This window comes from Flagellimonas flava, assembly GCF_900129665.1.
GTDB lineage: Bacteria > Bacteroidota > Bacteroidia > Flavobacteriales > Flavobacteriaceae > Flagellimonas > Flagellimonas flava.
On record NZ_FQWL01000002.1, the window covers coordinates 564,126 to 580,630 of the forward strand.

Below are 16,505 nucleotides of genomic sequence, written 5' to 3' on the forward strand. Positions count from 1 at the left end.
CTAATTACTTTATATAGTTCTTCTCCAAAAAATAATTCACCAAAGCCTCCTTCATTAAAATGGCCTGTTCCCCAGCCTTTAATGGTGGTAGTTGCTCCTTTATCTTGTAATGGGGCCATCCTTCCTCATCAAAAAAATCAAAATCATAATAGCCATAAGGCTCCAACAATCTGCATATGGCAATATGCATCAGATTTACCTTCTCATCTTTCTTAAAGCTCCGATGAAAATTGCCAAGCTCCTGTAACCCCACAAGATAGATAATACCGTCAATATCCAAGGGGTCGCCATCTGAAAATTGTTGGGACAATTTTACCACGAGTTCATCCCATCGTTCCTTAAGTTTTTCATCTCTCGCCATTCGCTGTTCTTGGAAAAAACAAAGGTAGTGATCAATATCCTATATTTGTTAAAATCCTACCGATGAACTTTTTGGATATTGTTATTGGAATCTTACTGGTCTGGGGACTTTTCAAAGGGCTTAAGAATGGTCTTTTTGTGGAAGTTGCTTCCCTGATTGCCCTTATCTTGGGAATTTACGGAGCCATCCATTTTTCCTATATCACTGCGGACCATCTTGCCAACTCCATGAACTGGAATGGGCAATATTTAAAAATCGCTGCTTTTCTCATCACCTTTATTGGCATCGTGATTTTGGTCCATTCTGCAGGAAAGTTGCTCACCAAAATTGCGGATTTTGCCATGTTGGGACTTTTGAACAAAATTGCCGGGGGGGTTTTTGGAGCACTTAAGACAGCCATTATCCTTGGTGCCATACTCATCTTTTTTGAACGACTTACTGCTCCTCTCAATTTGGTCAATGAGGACACCAAAAATGAGTCGCTCTTTTATCATCCTGTTAAAGATATTGGTGCGTTCGTATTTTCTTTTGTTTTGGAAAAGGAACAGACTGACCCCGATCGTGACGAAAATACTTTACCTGAGTCCTCAACCCATAGTATATAAAAGGTCTCTTTTTTCCGATAAAGTGCTATCCGAATTTTTAATGAAAACTGGAAAAAGTCCGCTTTCATACCGCTTAACGGATAATTTGGTTCCCATATGGAGAATTCATGGTTTCACTACCATCCTCTGCTAGCTTAGACCTTTGGAACACATGGGGTTCTTAGAACAAACCCCGCTAATCGCCCCCGAAAATGAAAAAAGTATTTTACTCCTTATGGATCATGGCCTCCATTGTAAGTTTGGTCATGTGCAGTAAATCATCCCCGCTTGAAGAAAAGGCTCTTACAGAATCCGTTAAAGAAGCCAACAAGACAATTGTTGTTGACCCGGAGGCGGTAGAAGCCGAGTTGGTAGCGATGGTAAATGAACACCGAGCCTCCATAGGTGCATCGGAACTTGCGCTAAGTCCTTCTTCATATGAACATGCAGAAGCGCATAACAACTACATGATTTCCAAAAACAAACTAAGTCACGATAACTTTCAGACCAGGGCATCAGAAATCGCTTCGGAAACAGGTGCTGTTGAAGTGGGTGAAAACGTAGCGCGTTTTTATTCTTCTGCCGACTCTGCATTAGAAGGATGGTTAAACAGTGCCTCACACAAAAGAACCTTGGAAGGTGATTTCACCCATACCACCTTAAGTGTCCAGTTAGATCAAGATGGAAGGGCATACTTCACTCAAATTTTCATGCGAGTGGAGCTTTCTAGTCAATAGAAGGACGTAAATGATTTTAAAGATGAGACCTGGGCAATACCCGGGTCTTTTTGTTAAACCCTATGATGGCAAAAAGGAATTTTATACCTTTCTGAAAATCTTGAGTCATGTCCATACAAGCACCTTTTAACCTGACCAAATGGATAGCTGAAAACAGGGATACTCTTAAGCCTCCGGTTGGCAATAGAAATTTGTACAAGGAAGCTGGGGATTATATCGTGATGATTGTTGCCGGACCTAATGCGCGCAAAGACTACCATTACAACGAAACGGAGGAACTTTTTTATCAATTGGAGGGAAATATTGAAGTGCATATCCAAGAAAATGGAGAGAAAAAGACCATGAAATTGGGTCCTGGAGACATGTACCTACATCCGGCAAAAGTTCCACATTCGCCGGTGCGTCATGAAGGTTCCATCGGATTGGTGGTAGAACGAAAGCGATCGGACATGAATGTGGATGACGGCCTACTGTGGTTCTGCGACAACTGCAACCACAAACTTTATGAGGCCTATTTTACCTTAAATGATATTGAAAAAGATTTTCTGGGACATTTTAAACACTTTTACGGTTCCAAAGATTTACGGACCTGCTCCAATTGCGGAACTGTGATGCCCATTGATGAACGATTTATTGCCAAAGACTAATGTTGATAGCTGCTAAATTTTTTGTTGTACTCGTCGCCATTTTACACCTATACTTTTTATGGCTGGAAATGTTTGTCTGGACCACCAAGGCCAAAAAAGTTTTCCGGAACTTTCCAGATCATTTGTTTGAACCCACTAAAACTATGGCAGCAAACCAGGGGCTGTACAATGGCTTTTTGTCGGCCGGGCTTTTTTGGTCCCTCTTTATCACCAATCCAGATTGGCAGGTCTATGTGGCCTTGTTTTTTCTAGGATGCGTAGCCGTAGCAGGAATTTATGGTGCTGCTACCGTTTCAAAGAAAATATTCACGGTTCAGGCCTTGCCAGCAATACTAGGTATACTGCTTCTTCTATTGCATCATTTCAGTTAAGAAAAGGCCATGAGAACATCTGGATTATTCGTAGTTTTGAAAAAATATAACAATTCACACTTAAAAAGTTATAAATGTCAGAAGTTGCAATCGATTTTGGTATTGAAGAAGCCCTAAGAAAATTGGGCCTCAACCAGATAAATGAGGGTACCTCAACAGGTTCCGATAATTTTGGGTCCGGAGAAACCATCTCCTCCCATTCTCCGGTGGATGGAGCCTTGATCGGTAAAGTTAAAACCACTACCCCGGAAGATTACCTAAGGGTTATGGAGTCAGCCACCCATGCATTTAAAGAGTGGCGCTTGGTTCCTGCTCCCCAAAGGGGTGAAATGGTACGGCAATTTGGTGAAAAGCTCAGGGAGCTTAAGGAGCCTCTTGGAAAATTAGTTTCTTACGAAATGGGAAAATCCTACCAAGAAGGTTTGGGGGAAGTCCAAGAAATGATAGACATCTGCGATTTCGCAGTAGGGCTTTCAAGGCAGTTACACGGACTTACCATGCACTCTGAACGACCAGGGCATAGAATGTACGAACAATACCATCCCTTAGGTGTAGTGGGAATCATTTCCGCATTTAACTTTCCAGTGGCCGTTTGGGCCTGGAACACTGCCTTGGCATGGGTTTGCGGTGATGTCTGTATTTGGAAGCCTTCGGAAAAAACACCAATGTGCGGAGTGGCCTGTCAAAACATTATTGCAGAAGTACTCAAAGAGAACAACTTGCCAGAAGGTATCTCCTGTCTAATCAATGGTGACTATAAGGTAGGTGAGTTAATGACCAACGACAAAAGGATTCCTTTGGTTTCTGCTACGGGATCTATCCGTATGGGAAAAATTGTAGCCCAAGCCGTAGCTGCCCGATTGGGGAAATCCCTTTTGGAACTTGGTGGCAACAATGCCATTATTGTCACTCCGGATGCTGATATCAAAATGACAGTTATCGGGGCTGTATTTGGTGCCGTGGGTACGGCGGGTCAACGCTGTACTTCTACCAGAAGATTGATCATTCATGAATCCATATACGATCAGGTCAAAGATGCGATTACAGATGCGTACAAACAACTTCGCATTGGGAATCCATTGGATGAAAACAACCATGTAGGCCCACTTATTGACACCGATGCCGTTAGAATGTATGAGGCGGCCCTAGAGGAAGCGGTCAATGAAGGCGGAACCATTTTGGTCGAAGGTGGAGTCCTCAAGGGTGAGGGTTATGAAAGTGGCTGCTACGTAAAGCCTGCCATCGTTGAAGCTCAAAATTCGTTTACCATTGTGCAGGAAGAGACCTTTGCGCCCATCCTATATCTTTTGAAATATAACGGTCCAGTTGAAAATGCTATCGAACTTCAAAACGGAGTTGTTCAAGGCCTCTCTTCTGCCATCATGACCAATAGTCTTAGGGAAGCGGAGCGTTTTCTGTCTTCTTCCGGAAGCGATTGCGGCATTGCCAACGTTAATATTGGAACATCAGGTGCTGAAATTGGTGGTGCCTTTGGCGGTGAAAAAGAAACAGGTGGGGGCCGAGAGAGTGGCTCCGATGCATGGAAGATATATATGCGAAGACAGACCAACACGATCAACTACACTACAGAACTTCCATTGGCTCAAGGAATCAAATTTGATTTATAGTTCATACGATTCAAACTAAAAGGGCGGCTTAGATAAGCCGCCCTTTTTATTTAACTCAACTTAAGCAAGTTATCATATGAATTTCGTAAGGTTTCTTTTGGGTTGGGAGCAATGTCCCTTTCCAAATAATAATGTTCAACCCCAGATGTTTTTGCTTGATCAATAATGCCTTTGATATCATAGACCCCATCCCCAGGATCCGTCATTAAAGGGAAACCGGCCATCCATTGATCAGGAGAACTTCCGTCGCCAGTAAAACGAAACTCTTGGGAAGCATCCTTCAGATGCAACATTTTATAGCGAGTCGGATATTCCTTCAAAAATTGAATGGGGTCGGCTCCTGCCGCCTGCATCCAGAAGATGTCCAGCTCAAATTTCACATGGTCTTCATGAGTATTGTTGAGCAGGTAATGCATGGGTATTTCCCCGTCTCGCTCTGTATGTTCGTATCCATGGTTATGGTAGACAAACTGTATTCCATATTTTGCCATTTTCTCGCCAAACCCGTTAAATTCCTCAGCAAAGCGCTTGTAGTCGTCTAGGGTGTCTTTTTCCTCCTGGATAGCAGGTAAAACTAGATACTTTGTGTTAAGCTTTGATACCTCATCAAGCATTCTGTCCAGTTCTTTTCTCAATGAAATGAAATCCGTATGCATAGAGGGAACTGTAAGACCCAGATCCTTTAAAATTTGTGCTGTTTCCTCTATGGTATGACCATAAAAAGCATCATTTTCCAAACCTAGCATAGGTTTAAATTCATTCCATCCATCTATGGCCTCCTGCGCACTAAAGGGATATGGTCCAAAGAATTCAACTTCCTTATATCCCAGTTTTGAAATCAATTCAAGGGTACCCTTGAAGTCTTGGTCCACCAATTTGGGAATGGTAAAAAGTTGAACTCCAAGTGGAATCTGACCTTCATTATAGGGTGACCCCATTAATTTTTGCAACTTTTGCAATGATGGGAACAATGTCAGGGCACCAACCCCCATCATACCATTTTTTAATGCCTCTCGTCTTTTCATCTCTCAAATTCTTTAGTTTTTCTTGGGAAGTTGCTTTGTTACTTTTTGTGTTGACCGAAATAATCGCAAATACCTAAATAGATGACACATCCACCCATTAAATGTACTCGAAATTTTAATTGTGGCAAAGCGCCATAAATTGTTTTCACAAAAGACTTCGCAACCCCCAGTTAAGAAGTAATGACTTATTTGGTGCGCCATTGCGTGGGATCATTATCTAGAAAAACTGCGAAATGTGGCGGGAAAATGGAATCATTGAGATAAAAAAGTCGCCCGCTATGCAAAGCATAAACGGGCGTTACTTTAAACCAACTTAACTAACTCAAACTTAAATTAAACCCTATTTCAATGCCGGAACTTGGTCGGGAGAAATAGGGTTCCTTACCTAATATATACCCCTAATTTCCGTAAACTAAATGAAGGATAAATCCCAAATCGTATCATTGGTCAAAAAAACTGTATGGTTTGCATTTTTTCAACCATCTTCCGTTCCAATTTGATGGTTAAATACCGTTTTATACTACCTAACATGCTCAGATTGTTTGGTTTAAACTCTAGAGTTTTAGCATTTTTTTAATACTTTGGAGAAGAATCCACTAAAGTCCACCTCCAATGACATCGAAAACAACGTACCTTTTAGGGATACTGGCTACTATTGTTATTGGCACTTTTTTGTTTAAAAATCTGTGCGTCGGATGCATGAACAGTGATGCAAAATCCCCCACAGATATTCAAATGGCAAAACCCAATCAATTATCTGCTTCATATCCTTTTGCGGTCCGTGATAGTGACTTTCCGTTTCAAGTCAACCACAACTTTAATTTTATTGTTTCCAGCCCGTCCTTTCTAATGCCTATGTCCATGGGTCTGAAAACCAATATCGAACACCTCAAAAGCCATTTGGCCGACCATCCAAACCAAACAGTGCGATTAACAGGATACTATACTTCGGAAGAAGAGAATACCAGCTCGTTTGCCAATCTTGGAATAGCACGTGCCCATTCAGTAAAAAACCATCTTGTTTTGCTTGGGGTTCGTTCCGATCAAATCATTCCCACTGCAAGTCTTGATGAGAATTTGGTGCAGGACAGGACTACTTATCTAGGTGCTATTTCATACGAGCTTACGGAAACCAAAGACACAGAACATCAACCTTAAATTATAACCAATGAGTTTAGAAAACAGCAATATCTGGTGTTGGATCATTCCCGCTTTGGTGGGAATCATATCCGGGATTTTGGGATACTTAATCGGTAAGGGCAAACATGCCTCCGTCTTAGATCAAGGCCCAGAGCTTAAAAAATTAGAACAAGAAAATAGTAGTCTAATAGCTGAACTTGAAGCCTGTAAACAACAACAAGCTTCGCAGAAAACAGAAACCAAAAAGGATGTTCCGGTAGCTTCTCTTTCCAATACCGAAGCTAAACCCCATTCCTTTAATCCTGTCGAGGCCAAGGCGGCTTTTGGAAAACGCGTGAAGGAAAATGATTTGAAAATTGTTGAAGGAATAGGCCCAAAAATTGAAGGCTTGTTCCACAATTTTGGAATAAAGACCTGGAAGGACTTGTCCGAGGTCTCAACAAACAAGTGTCAGGAAGTTTTGAATTCCGGAGGCGATCGTTACCGCATCCACGATCCAGCATCATGGCCCATGCAGGCAAAAATGGCCTATATGGGGCAATGGGCCGAACTTGCCAAATGGCAGGACAAACATAAATCAGGGAAATTCTAAATCAATTTCTTCCCGGTTCATCTGGATAAAGCGTGTATACTGGATCACTTTGCCAAAACTCCTTGGTTTCCACATCCATAATAGTAAGCGGTCCTTTAAAAGCGGCCCCGGTATCAACATTCCATACGTTTGCACCTTGTTGGGGTATTGCCGTACTTGTTTTTGACAATGGTGTATGACCAATAAACACCTCTCTGTAATGTGTTAATCTTTTTGGGTACGTGCTATCTGTCTGGGTAAGTTTAGGGTCCAACGCCCTTGCCAATTCCCACAAGGTCCGATCCCAATAAAACAATTGATCAAAATATTCATACTCCACTCCTTTTAAGTTGGTATACCCCGCGTGCAGATATAATCGGTTATCGTTGTCCAAATAATAGTTTTGAAGACCGGCATAAAACTCCAAATGCTTGTTCCAGTTCTCCCTTTGCGCCGCTAGATAAGAATCCCGCGTGGCGGCACCGCCGTGGGCAAGCCATTGCGGGTTTTCCTTCTTGGTCAAAAGCCATTCGCGGCAAAGTTCATCGTGGTTTCCTCTAATAAAGGTACAGTTATGACTTTTCTGAAGTTCCATTAAAAAATCAACGGTCTCCACTGCGGTACTCCAAGCATCCACATAGTCCCCCAAAAATATAAGATGATCGGTGGTACTGACCTTTGCCCGTTCCAACAATTGCTCAAGGGCTCTAAGTCCAGAATGGACATCTCCAATGACCAAGGTTCTCATGAAAAAATTTTGGACAATGATACACAACAAATTCAAACTTGGCCTAAAATTCATCCAACCTTTTAAGTATAGTTTTAAAATCAGTGCTATTGAGAAAAGGACTAGTCAGTTTCAGGTAAAGGCTCCACAAACACTTATTTTACCGTAATTGCCCATAAAATTTTGGAGTAGCGACACTTTTCCCCTTACTTTGACCCCTACTTGTAGTTGTTAGGATGAAAAAAGTATTCTGCATTGGCGAACTCTTAATTGATTTTGTTGCCGAAAAACAGGGAAGTGACCTTTCCAAGGCTAACACATTTACCAAAAAAGCAGGTGGCGCACCAGCAAATGTGGCTTGTGCCATCTCCAAATTAGGCGGAAAAGGAATCTTCATTGGTGCGGTTGGAGATGACCCCTTTGGCAGTTTCCTAGTCCAGGTCATCAAAAAAGAAGGGGTAGATATTTCCCTTGTCCAAGTTTCAGAAACTTTCACCACTTTGGCCTTTGTTTCCTTGGCCGAGGATGGGGAAAGGGATTTTGTTTTTAGTAGGGGAGCCGATAAAGAACTGGAATACAACCCAAACCATAGGAAAGAATTTCAAGGCAACCTTTTGCACTTGGGAGCTGCTACGGCACTCTTGGGAGGTTCTCTGGAAAAAGCCTATGGAAAATATCTGTTTGATGGGCTTACCAAGGATATGTTCATCAGTTTCGACCCTAATTTTAGAAGTGATCTTTGGAAGGAAAACGAGCAGAAATTCATTAAAAAATGTATGCCTTTCGTTGAGAAATCCCATTTGTGTAAATTTAGTTTGGAGGAAGCGCAATTGTTATCGGGAAAGGAAGACCTGGATGAAGCCTGCGATTATTTGCATGAGGTTGGAACTAAAATCATAACCGTTACCCTTGGAAAAGATGGTACTTTGGTGAGTATCGGCGATACCAGAAGAATTGTGCCCAGTATTCCTGTAAAACCAGTTGACACCACAGGAGCTGGTGATGCCTTTATTGGTTGTTTATTAAAACAAATTGCTGATATGGGCAATTTCCAAAACATTTTAGCGGATTTTGAAACCCTAACGTCCATGGTTGCCGTTGCAAACAGAGCAGGTGCCATTACTACCAAAAATTATGGTGCCATTCCTTCATTGCCTACCAAGGTACAGTTGGAATCCTAGTCTAATTGTATCTCACCTTTCTAAGTACCCTGAGTGACTCTTTCAAAGATTGATAGATTCTTTCATTAAGTTGTTTTAACATTGGCCTTGCCCGCTCCATTTGTTCTTTGGCTTCTTCAAAACCATTCAGATAACAAATAAGATAGGTTGCCGGCAAATGACTTAAATCCACTTCTTCAGCTTGGTTAAGGACACTTTTTCGTTCCAGTTTTTGAAGGAGGGAGTTGTTGGTGTTCAACACATGGTGGAGGGTCTTTTTATCGTATTGTGGTGGTTCAAAAATCAGTTCGCTGTTTATGGTATACTTTCCGTTTTCCGAAAAAGTGATGACCACCTCCTCAAGTGGATAATACTTTTGCTGGGAGCCCAAGCCCAGCTGCACATATTCCATCATGGTAAATGAATCTTCCGAATAGGAAATCGTGATTTCATCCAATGCGGAATAGAAAAGTTTTACCTGCTCATTGATAAGTTCAATGTCCACCCTGGAGTAATAGGTTTTGTTATTGACCCGCTTTCTGTTTCCAGCCCAGCAGACCACAAATTGTTCCTTGAAGACCTTATAATCACTTATCAGGTCGGCATGACGCGTATTGATAAAATTAATGACCGCATCAAGGGTGAGTTCAATGTTGTTTCTCGCATGCTGCTCAATGATAGCAACAGCTTCGGAATTGATGTCTTTCAACTGAATATCAAATGCCTTGGGAAGACTTATACTTCCCTCCCTGAAAAAGACGGCCCCACCATAGTATTTCCAGATATTCTTGCGAAGGGCGCATACCTTGCCGTTGGAACGTATGGTCACTAAACCCACCACCTTTCCTTCCGGTAAATGGGGAAACGGAATATTTTCATAGGATATCAGGGGAGGATTGTCCAAATAGGCATTCACCAGATTCTGAATCTTACTGTCATCAAAAAAATCAACACCTACAATCTTGCTGTCCTCGTCCTCGACCCCAATCACAATAAAGGAATTATTTATAGGATTGCTGTTGGCCAAGGCGCAGACATGTTTCAGAAATTTGGCCTTTCCTTCTTTTTCACCAATGGATATAAAACGCTTCTTGTCATAAAAACTATTTTCATCATTATGAGCCAACAGATTTTTGACCAAAAGGCGTTTGTTGATCATAGTTCTTTTTTGACGATGGTGCTACTAGCCTGGGCAGTTGGCATTACTACCAAGTCCGCAATGTTTACATGATAAGGTCTTGTGATTACAAAATGGATAATATCCGCTATGTCCTGCGGTTTAAGGGGTTGAAATCCTTGGTATACCTGTTCGGCCCTAGCCGTATCACCTTTAAATCGTACATCACTAAACTCAGTTTCGACCAATCCCGGATTTACTGCGCCAACCCGAATGCCGTAACTGTTCAGATCAATTCGCATTCCTTGGTTGATGGCATCAACGGCATGTTTACTTGCGCAGTAAACATTCCCTTTGGGATATACCTCCTTACCTGCAGTGGAACCAATGTTAATGATATGCCCCGCTTTTCTATCCACCATTTGTGGTAAAATAGCCTTTGACATATACAACAGTCCCTTCACATTAATATCCAGCATGGCGTCCCAATCTTCCATTCGACCTTCATCTATAGTATCCAACCCATGGGCATTCCCAGCATTGTTGATCAAAATATCTACCTGCTTAAAAGCATCCGGCAAACTCGCTATTGCATCAAAAACCGCCTTCTTATCCCTGACATCAAAGCTTATGGTATGTACCTGTGTAGTTTGGGATAATTCCTTTTGCAATTGCTGCAATCGTTCTTTTCTTCTTCCGCAAAGGATTAGGCCAAACCCGTTGCCGGCCAAGAGTTCTGCTGTGGCCTTACCAATCCCACTCGTAGCTCCGGTAATAAGTACGTTCATTTTTTCTTCGTTTATGTTACGCCACCTCATGCCCTAGACTGGCCTCCAAAAGGGCAAACCAATCCTGTAATTCCAATTCGAGGTCGGGAGCTTTTGCCGAGGCTGCAATTCTGCTTTTGGTGGTGGTGCCAATTACGGGTTTAGGCCCTGCAGGATGTTTCAGCATCCACGCCAAAAGAATTTGACCCACATCCGCATCGTATTTATTGGCCAACGTTGAAAGGTGCTCTTGTATTTTTTTTTGTTCTTCCCGAAAAACTGTCCCCAAAGGACTCCATGACATAGCCGTTCTCTTGTTTGTAATACAATCGTCCCAAGTGCCATCATACATAGGCTCGGTATGGGTTAAGGAAAATTCCACTTGATTAGCGGATACCGGAGTGCCGGTTTCCAGAAGACCAATTTGGGATGGAGTGAAATTGGATACTCCAAATTGTTTTATTTTTCCACTTTCTTTAAGTGCAGTGATGGCCTCTCCAATCTCATCTGGTTGCATTAATGGGCTGGGCCTATGCAAAAGGAACAAATCCAGATAATCGGTTTTCAGGTTTTTAAGGGATTGTTCCGCCGACCAAATGATGTAATCCTTACTGTATTCATAATGCTTAAGGCGGTTTTTTCGTCCACTTGTCATTTGAATCCCACATTTGGTGATAAGTTGGATATCTTCCCGTTTTATACCGCTTTCTGCAAAGGCGGCTCCAAAATCAGCTTCTGTGGTATAATCCCCATAAATATCGGCATGATCAAAAGTTGTAAGGCCATGTTCAAGACAATGATGCATCAAATCCACCATCCCATCCTTGGACAGTTTCTTTCCCCAACTTCCCCAGGTCATTGTCCCAACAATAACTTTTGAATAATTATCTGTACTTTGCATATGAAGTGAAAGTATAAAATTAAACCCTTAAATCCTTCACAAAACTGGGGCTTTGCGGATTTTTTTAACCATTAATTAACAGACCATTTTTAAATAAATTTTCATTTTGCAGCCCTATATATTTTTGATCATTAATACGTTACAATAAAAGTTTATATGGAAGAAAACACTACTATTGATATTAGTGCTGTGAATGAAAAAATTGCCCAAGAAAGTGCTTTTATTGATTTGCTTACCCAGGAGATGAATAAGGCCATTGTTGGCCAGAAGCATATGGTGGAACGATTGCTCATTGGCCTTTTGGGCCAGGGGCATATTTTATTGGAGGGTGTTCCGGGATTGGCAAAGACTTTGGCCATTAACACCCTATCCAAAGCGGTAAAAGGCAGTTTTAGTAGAATTCAGTTTACCCCGGATCTTTTACCCGCGGATGTTGTGGGAACTTTGATCTACAATATTAAGGAGAACGATTTCTCCATTAAGAAGGGGCCTATTTTTGCCAACTTTGTTTTGGCAGATGAAATCAACAGGGCTCCCGCCAAAGTACAGTCCGCCTTATTGGAGGCCATGCAGGAAAAGCAGGTTACTATCGGAGATGAGACCTTTAAGCTCGATGCACCCTTTTTGGTTATGGCCACCCAAAACCCGGTGGAGCAAGAAGGAACCTACCCCCTTCCAGAAGCGCAGGTTGACCGTTTTATGCTAAAAACGGTAATCGATTATCCCAAGCTCAACGAAGAACAACTAATCATCCGCCAAAACCTTAAGGGAACAACAGAGGCTGTTAAACCTGTGGTGACCCTAAAACAAATCTTGAGCGCCCAACAGGCTGCCCGAGAGGTTTATATGGATGAAAAAATAGAAAAATATATTCTGGATTTGGTCTTTGCCACACGTTATCCAGAAAAATACAATCTTGAAAATTTAAAACCCCTGATCAGTTTTGGTGCTTCCCCAAGGGGTAGCATCAATTTGGCAAGTGCCTCCAAATGCTATGCATTTATAAAACGGAGAGGGTACGTTATTCCAGAGGATGTGAGGGCCGTTGTACATGACGTCTTAAGACATCGAATTGGAATAACTTACGAAGCTGAAGCTGAGAACATCACTTCCGAAGAAATCATTAACAAGATTGTGAACGAGGTTGAAGTGCCTTAGCAGGCATCCCCCTACGGGCAACCTTCAAAAAAACAACCTACCATCATCAAATACGGGCAGCCAATACGCAGTTTGCTAGCAGATGGACACGAAAGAACTACTTAAGAAAGTACGCAAAATTGAGATAAAGACTAGACGTCTTTCCGACCACATCTTTGGTGGGGAATACCACTCTACCTTTAAGGGAAGAGGTATGACCTTTAGTGAGGTGCGGCAGTATCAATTTGGTGATGATGTGCGAACCATTGATTGGAACGTAACGGCCCGTTATAACGAACCCTATGTAAAGGTTTTTGAAGAGGAACGGGAGTTGACCATGATGCTTATGGTTGATGTGAGTGGATCGGAGCTTTTTGGAACATCACAGCAGTTCAAGAAGGAAGTAATCACTGAGATTTCCGCAACCTTGGCCTTTTCGGCGCTTCAAAACAACGATAAGGTCGGGCTCATTCTGTTTTCGGATGAAATGGAATTGTTCATCCCTCCTAAAAAGGGAAAAAGCCATGTATTGCGAATCATTCGCGAGCTATTGGAGTTTAAACCCAAAAGTAGTCGGACCAATATCGCCGAAGCTTTGAAGTTCTTGACCAATGTCATGAAGAAAAAAGCCATTGTGTTCGTTCTTTCGGATTTTATAGCCAATGATTACGACAATACCCTGCGCATTATAGGCAACAAGCATGACGTAACCGGGATAAGAATCTATGACGAGCGGGAGGAATCCATTCCTAATCTAGGGATGGTGCAAATGGAAGATGCAGAAACCGGCACCCTGCAATTGGTAAATACCCGATCCAAAAGAGTTCGTAATGCCTATGCAGAATTTCACAAGGAAAGGGTGGATTATTTCCAGAATTCCTTTACAAAATCTGGTTGTGGCGTAATCAATTGTCGTGTTGATGAAAGCTACGTGAAAAAGTTGTTGGGTTATTTTAAACGAAGAGGATGATGTTGAAGGCAAATAACATACAATCTAAGGGCAAGTTCCACGGGTTACCGGCAAAGTTGGTGCTGTTGGCACTATTGCTATTTTGCTTTGACGGTTATGCCCAATCGGATTCCAAAGTAATTGCCAACATAGACACCACGGGAATCAAAATTGGAGAACAGATCCAGTATACCATTACGGTGGAAACCGATTCACTGAACGTGGTTCACTTTCCGGAAGGCCAAACCTTTTCGCCCTTGGAAACTGTGGAGGCCATAATGCAGGACACTATCAAGGAAAGCAATAAGGTGATTCTGAAACAAATTTATGCACTTACCCAATTTGACAGCGGTTCCTATACCATTCCCCCACAACGCATAGCAATTAACGAACAACCATTTTATACCGATTCCTTCCAAATAAAGGTCGCCGATGTGGTCGTGGACACTACCAAGCAAAAAATGTTCGACATAAAACCTCTTATTGAGGTGGAAAAGAGTTATGCCAAAATATGGAGGACCTTACTTTGGGTACTTTTGGCGCTCCTGATTATTGGAGGCTTGGTGTATTGGTTCTTTTTACGGAAAAAACCCCTCACAGAGGAAGAAAAAGTAGCCTTGCTGCCACCCTATGACAGGGCTCTGTTAGAGCTTAAAAAGCTGGAAAACTCCAGATACCTGATTCAGGATGAGTACAAAAAATATTATTCCGAGTTAACAGGAATCGTTCGTTCCTATTTGGAGGAAGATGTGAACGTTTCTGCTCTGGAAAGCACCACAAGCCAATTGATCACCAAATTGGAATTGCTTCGGGATGCCGGCGACTTAAACTTGGACAACGAGACATTGGTCCAGTTTCAAAACATTCTCCAAACGGCAGATTTAGTCAAATTTGCCAAATCGAAACCTTCAACTTCCGTCGCGGAACAGGATAGAAAATTAGTAGAGCAGATTGTGGTAAAAACCCATGATGCCCTGCCTGAACCCACGGAAGAGGATCTACTTCAAACCGAGGAATACCTGGAGGAGCTTGCCAAGAAAAAACAGCGTAAACGAATTTATTGGGCAGCTGCTATTTTTGCCGGACTTATCTTCTTTAGTGCAGCACTTTCCGTGGCTTATTTTGGTTTTAAGCAGGTCAAGGATACCGTTTTTGGCTATCCTACAAAGGAACTTTTGGAAGGCGAATGGGTGACCAGTGCCTACGGGTACCCGCCCATAGAAATACAGACACCAGATGTCTTGATCCGACAGGAAATGGACCTGCCCGAAGAAGCCAAAGAACTTATTAAAGAGCTACAGACCTTCTCCTATGGCAGCTATGTGGGCATCTTTTCCGTAGCCACAAGTTCGGTCACTTATAAAGAGGCTGCCGAACCTAATTTTGAAGCGGCTATTGGTTCCACTTTAGGAGCTTTTGAGCAGTACGGGCTAAAAAACATCATCACCAAACAGGAGGAATTCCAGACTAAATCCGGTGTTACGGGACTGAAGACCTATGGCACTGGAAACTTTAAAAGTCCGGGAAGCAGTAAATCCAAAAAGGCGAAATACAATATCCTGTCTTTTGGTGGCAAGGGTTTTATGCAACAGGTTATCATCACCTGGGAAGATGGTGACGAATATGCTGAACAGATTGTAGCCCGAATTCTAACCACGTTGGACGTAAAAACACAAGTATAGATGTTTGATAGTATCGAATTTGCAAACCCACAGTTCTTCTGGTTGCTCCTTTTGCTTCCACTGGCTTTGCTATGGTATTTTTTCAAGCACAAAGATGAAGTGGCGGCACTTAAGATTTCCAGTGTTAAAGGATTTACAGTAAGCAGTCTTGCTTCAAAATTGCGTCCCTTGCTTTTTGCTTTGCGACTGCTTGCCCTCGCTTCCATAATAACCGCTTTGGCCAGACCGCAGGTGGAGGATATTTCAACAAGGACCAAGACAACAAAGGGAATAGATATTGTCATGGCCATTGATGTTTCATCGAGCATGTTGGCCAGAGATTTAAAGCCCAATAGACTTTCGGCCTTAAAAGAAGTTGCAGGGGATTTCATAAAACAACGTCCGAACGACCGCATTGGACTTGTTGGCTATGCGGGGGAGAGTTATACCAAGACCCCCATAACTAGCGATAAATCCATTGTCCTAAGAGCCCTTCGGGAGATTACCTATGGTGAACTCGAAGATGGAACTGCCATTGGCATGGGATTGGCCACTTCGGTAAATCGGCTGAAAGAGAGCAAGGCCATCAGCAAGGTTATCATCCTGCTGACCGATGGTGTTAACAATTCAGGTTTCATCGAACCTAACACAGCCGCTGATCTTGCCATTGAATTTGGAATAAAGACCTATACCATTGGATTGGGAACCAACGGAAATGCGCTTTCACCAGTGGCCTATAACAGGGATGGTTCTTTTAGATATGGTATGAGACAGGTAGAAATAGATGAGGAATTGCTCCAGGAGATCGCCAAGGTAACCGGCGGTAAGTATTTCAGGGCCACGGACAATGAAAAACTGGAAGAAATCTATGATGAGATCAACAAACTTGAAAAAACGGAAATAGAAGAATTCAAATATTATAAGTATGATGAAAAATACCGGTCATTGATTTTCTTGGCAGGTATTTTGTTGTTGTTGGAATGGGCCTTGCGCAGTTCCATATTTAAAAGTTTTATTTAACG

At 42.3% G+C, this 16,505-nt stretch carries 18 protein-coding genes; 12 read left to right on the plus strand and 6 right to left on the minus strand.

Features of this window, described 5'->3' with window-relative positions:
• Nucleotides 1-4 precede the first annotated feature (4 nt).
• Nucleotides 5-361, minus strand: coding sequence for a hypothetical protein (locus BUC10_RS08375; protein WP_073178313.1), 357 nt, complete (start codon nt 359-361; stop codon nt 5-7).
• Between the two features lie 62 nt (nt 362-423).
• Here BUC10_RS08375 and BUC10_RS08380 point away from each other — a divergent pair, with 62 nt between their 5' ends.
• The 5 genes from BUC10_RS08380 to amaB all read left to right on the plus strand — a co-directional run bounded on the left by BUC10_RS08380 (nt 424) and on the right by amaB (nt 4,328).
• Entirely contained in the window at nt 424-966 is a 543-nt protein-coding gene (locus BUC10_RS08380; protein WP_073178316.1) for a CvpA family protein, read from the plus strand.
• Between the two features lie 191 nt (nt 967-1,157).
• Nucleotides 1,158-1,682 carry a CAP domain-containing protein gene (locus tag BUC10_RS08385; protein ID WP_073178318.1) on the plus strand — a complete coding sequence of 175 codons (525 nt, stop codon included), beginning with the start codon at nt 1,158-1,160 and terminating at the stop codon, nt 1,680-1,682.
• A gap of 107 nt (nt 1,683-1,789) precedes the next feature.
• Nucleotides 1,790-2,329: a 3-hydroxyanthranilate 3,4-dioxygenase gene (locus BUC10_RS08390; RefSeq protein WP_073178320.1), complete on the plus strand. Its 540-nt coding sequence runs from the start codon at nt 1,790-1,792 to the stop codon at nt 2,327-2,329.
• Nucleotides 2,329-2,700 carry a DUF1304 domain-containing protein gene (locus tag BUC10_RS08395; protein ID WP_073178323.1) on the plus strand — a complete coding sequence of 124 codons (372 nt, stop codon included), beginning with the start codon at nt 2,329-2,331 and terminating at the stop codon, nt 2,698-2,700. Before BUC10_RS08390 ends, BUC10_RS08395 begins: the two co-directional genes overlap by 1 nt.
• 74 nt (nt 2,701-2,774) lie before the next feature.
• Entirely contained in the window at nt 2,775-4,328 is a 1,554-nt protein-coding gene (amaB, locus tag BUC10_RS08400; protein WP_073178325.1) for an L-piperidine-6-carboxylate dehydrogenase, read from the plus strand.
• Nucleotides 4,329-4,378: 50 nt separating this feature from the next.
• Here amaB and BUC10_RS08405 read toward each other — a convergent pair whose 3' ends face one another.
• Nucleotides 4,379-5,353 carry a sugar phosphate isomerase/epimerase family protein gene (locus BUC10_RS08405; protein ID WP_073178327.1) on the minus strand — a complete coding sequence of 325 codons (975 nt, stop codon included), beginning with the start codon at nt 5,351-5,353 and terminating at the stop codon, nt 4,379-4,381.
• A gap of 612 nt (nt 5,354-5,965) precedes the next feature.
• On the opposite strand from BUC10_RS08405, the gene BUC10_RS08410 reads away from it, so the two are divergent.
• Entirely contained in the window at nt 5,966-6,511 is a 546-nt protein-coding gene (locus BUC10_RS08410) for an OmpA family protein (RefSeq protein WP_084732592.1), read from the plus strand.
• A gap of 10 nt (nt 6,512-6,521) precedes the next feature.
• Nucleotides 6,522-7,085 carry a hypothetical protein gene (locus BUC10_RS08415; RefSeq protein WP_073178332.1) on the plus strand — a complete coding sequence of 188 codons (564 nt, stop codon included), beginning with the start codon at nt 6,522-6,524 and terminating at the stop codon, nt 7,083-7,085.
• Between the two features lies 1 nt (nt 7,086).
• On the opposite strand, the gene BUC10_RS08420 is transcribed toward BUC10_RS08415, so the two are convergent.
• Nucleotides 7,087-7,812 carry a metallophosphoesterase gene (locus tag BUC10_RS08420; protein WP_073178335.1) on the minus strand — a complete coding sequence of 242 codons (726 nt, stop codon included), beginning with the start codon at nt 7,810-7,812 and terminating at the stop codon, nt 7,087-7,089.
• A gap of 215 nt (nt 7,813-8,027) precedes the next feature.
• On the opposite strand from BUC10_RS08420, the gene BUC10_RS08425 reads away from it, so the two are divergent.
• Nucleotides 8,028-8,972, plus strand: coding sequence for a carbohydrate kinase family protein (locus tag BUC10_RS08425; protein ID WP_073178337.1), 945 nt, complete (start codon nt 8,028-8,030; stop codon nt 8,970-8,972).
• A gap of 1 nt (nt 8,973) precedes the next feature.
• On the opposite strand, the gene BUC10_RS08430 is transcribed toward BUC10_RS08425, so the two are convergent.
• Genes BUC10_RS08430 through BUC10_RS08440 form a run of 3 tightly spaced genes read right to left on the minus strand, consistent with a single transcriptional unit; the run spans nt 8,974 to nt 11,736 of the window.
• Nucleotides 8,974-10,110: an ATP-binding protein gene (locus BUC10_RS08430; protein WP_073178339.1), complete on the minus strand. Its 1,137-nt coding sequence runs from the start codon at nt 10,108-10,110 to the stop codon at nt 8,974-8,976.
• Nucleotides 10,107-10,856, minus strand: a complete 750-nt coding sequence (locus BUC10_RS08435; RefSeq protein WP_073178901.1) for an SDR family NAD(P)-dependent oxidoreductase — start codon at nt 10,854-10,856, stop codon at nt 10,107-10,109. The genes BUC10_RS08430 and BUC10_RS08435 overlap by 4 nt, the downstream gene beginning before the upstream one ends.
• Nucleotides 10,857-10,872: 16 nt before the next feature.
• Nucleotides 10,873-11,736 carry an aldo/keto reductase gene (locus tag BUC10_RS08440; protein ID WP_073178341.1) on the minus strand — a complete coding sequence of 288 codons (864 nt, stop codon included), beginning with the start codon at nt 11,734-11,736 and terminating at the stop codon, nt 10,873-10,875.
• Between the two features lie 156 nt (nt 11,737-11,892).
• On the opposite strand from BUC10_RS08440, the gene BUC10_RS08445 reads away from it, so the two are divergent.
• The 4 genes from BUC10_RS08445 (at nt 11,893) to BUC10_RS08460 (ending at nt 16,503) form a co-directional block, all read left to right on the plus strand.
• On the plus strand, nt 11,893-12,894 hold the full coding sequence (locus BUC10_RS08445; protein ID WP_073178344.1) for an AAA family ATPase: 1,002 nt from the start codon (nt 11,893-11,895) through the stop codon (nt 12,892-12,894).
• A gap of 82 nt (nt 12,895-12,976) precedes the next feature.
• Nucleotides 12,977-13,843, plus strand: coding sequence for a DUF58 domain-containing protein (locus BUC10_RS08450; protein WP_073178347.1), 867 nt, complete (start codon nt 12,977-12,979; stop codon nt 13,841-13,843).
• A complete protein-coding gene (locus tag BUC10_RS08455; protein ID WP_073178349.1) occupies nt 13,843-15,504 on the plus strand; it encodes a BatD family protein in 1,662 nt (553 codons plus the stop codon). Before BUC10_RS08450 ends, BUC10_RS08455 begins: the two co-directional genes overlap by 1 nt.
• Nucleotides 15,505-16,503 carry a vWA domain-containing protein gene (locus tag BUC10_RS08460; RefSeq protein WP_073178352.1) on the plus strand — a complete coding sequence of 333 codons (999 nt, stop codon included), beginning with the start codon at nt 15,505-15,507 and terminating at the stop codon, nt 16,501-16,503.
• Nucleotides 16,504-16,505 lie beyond the last annotated feature (2 nt).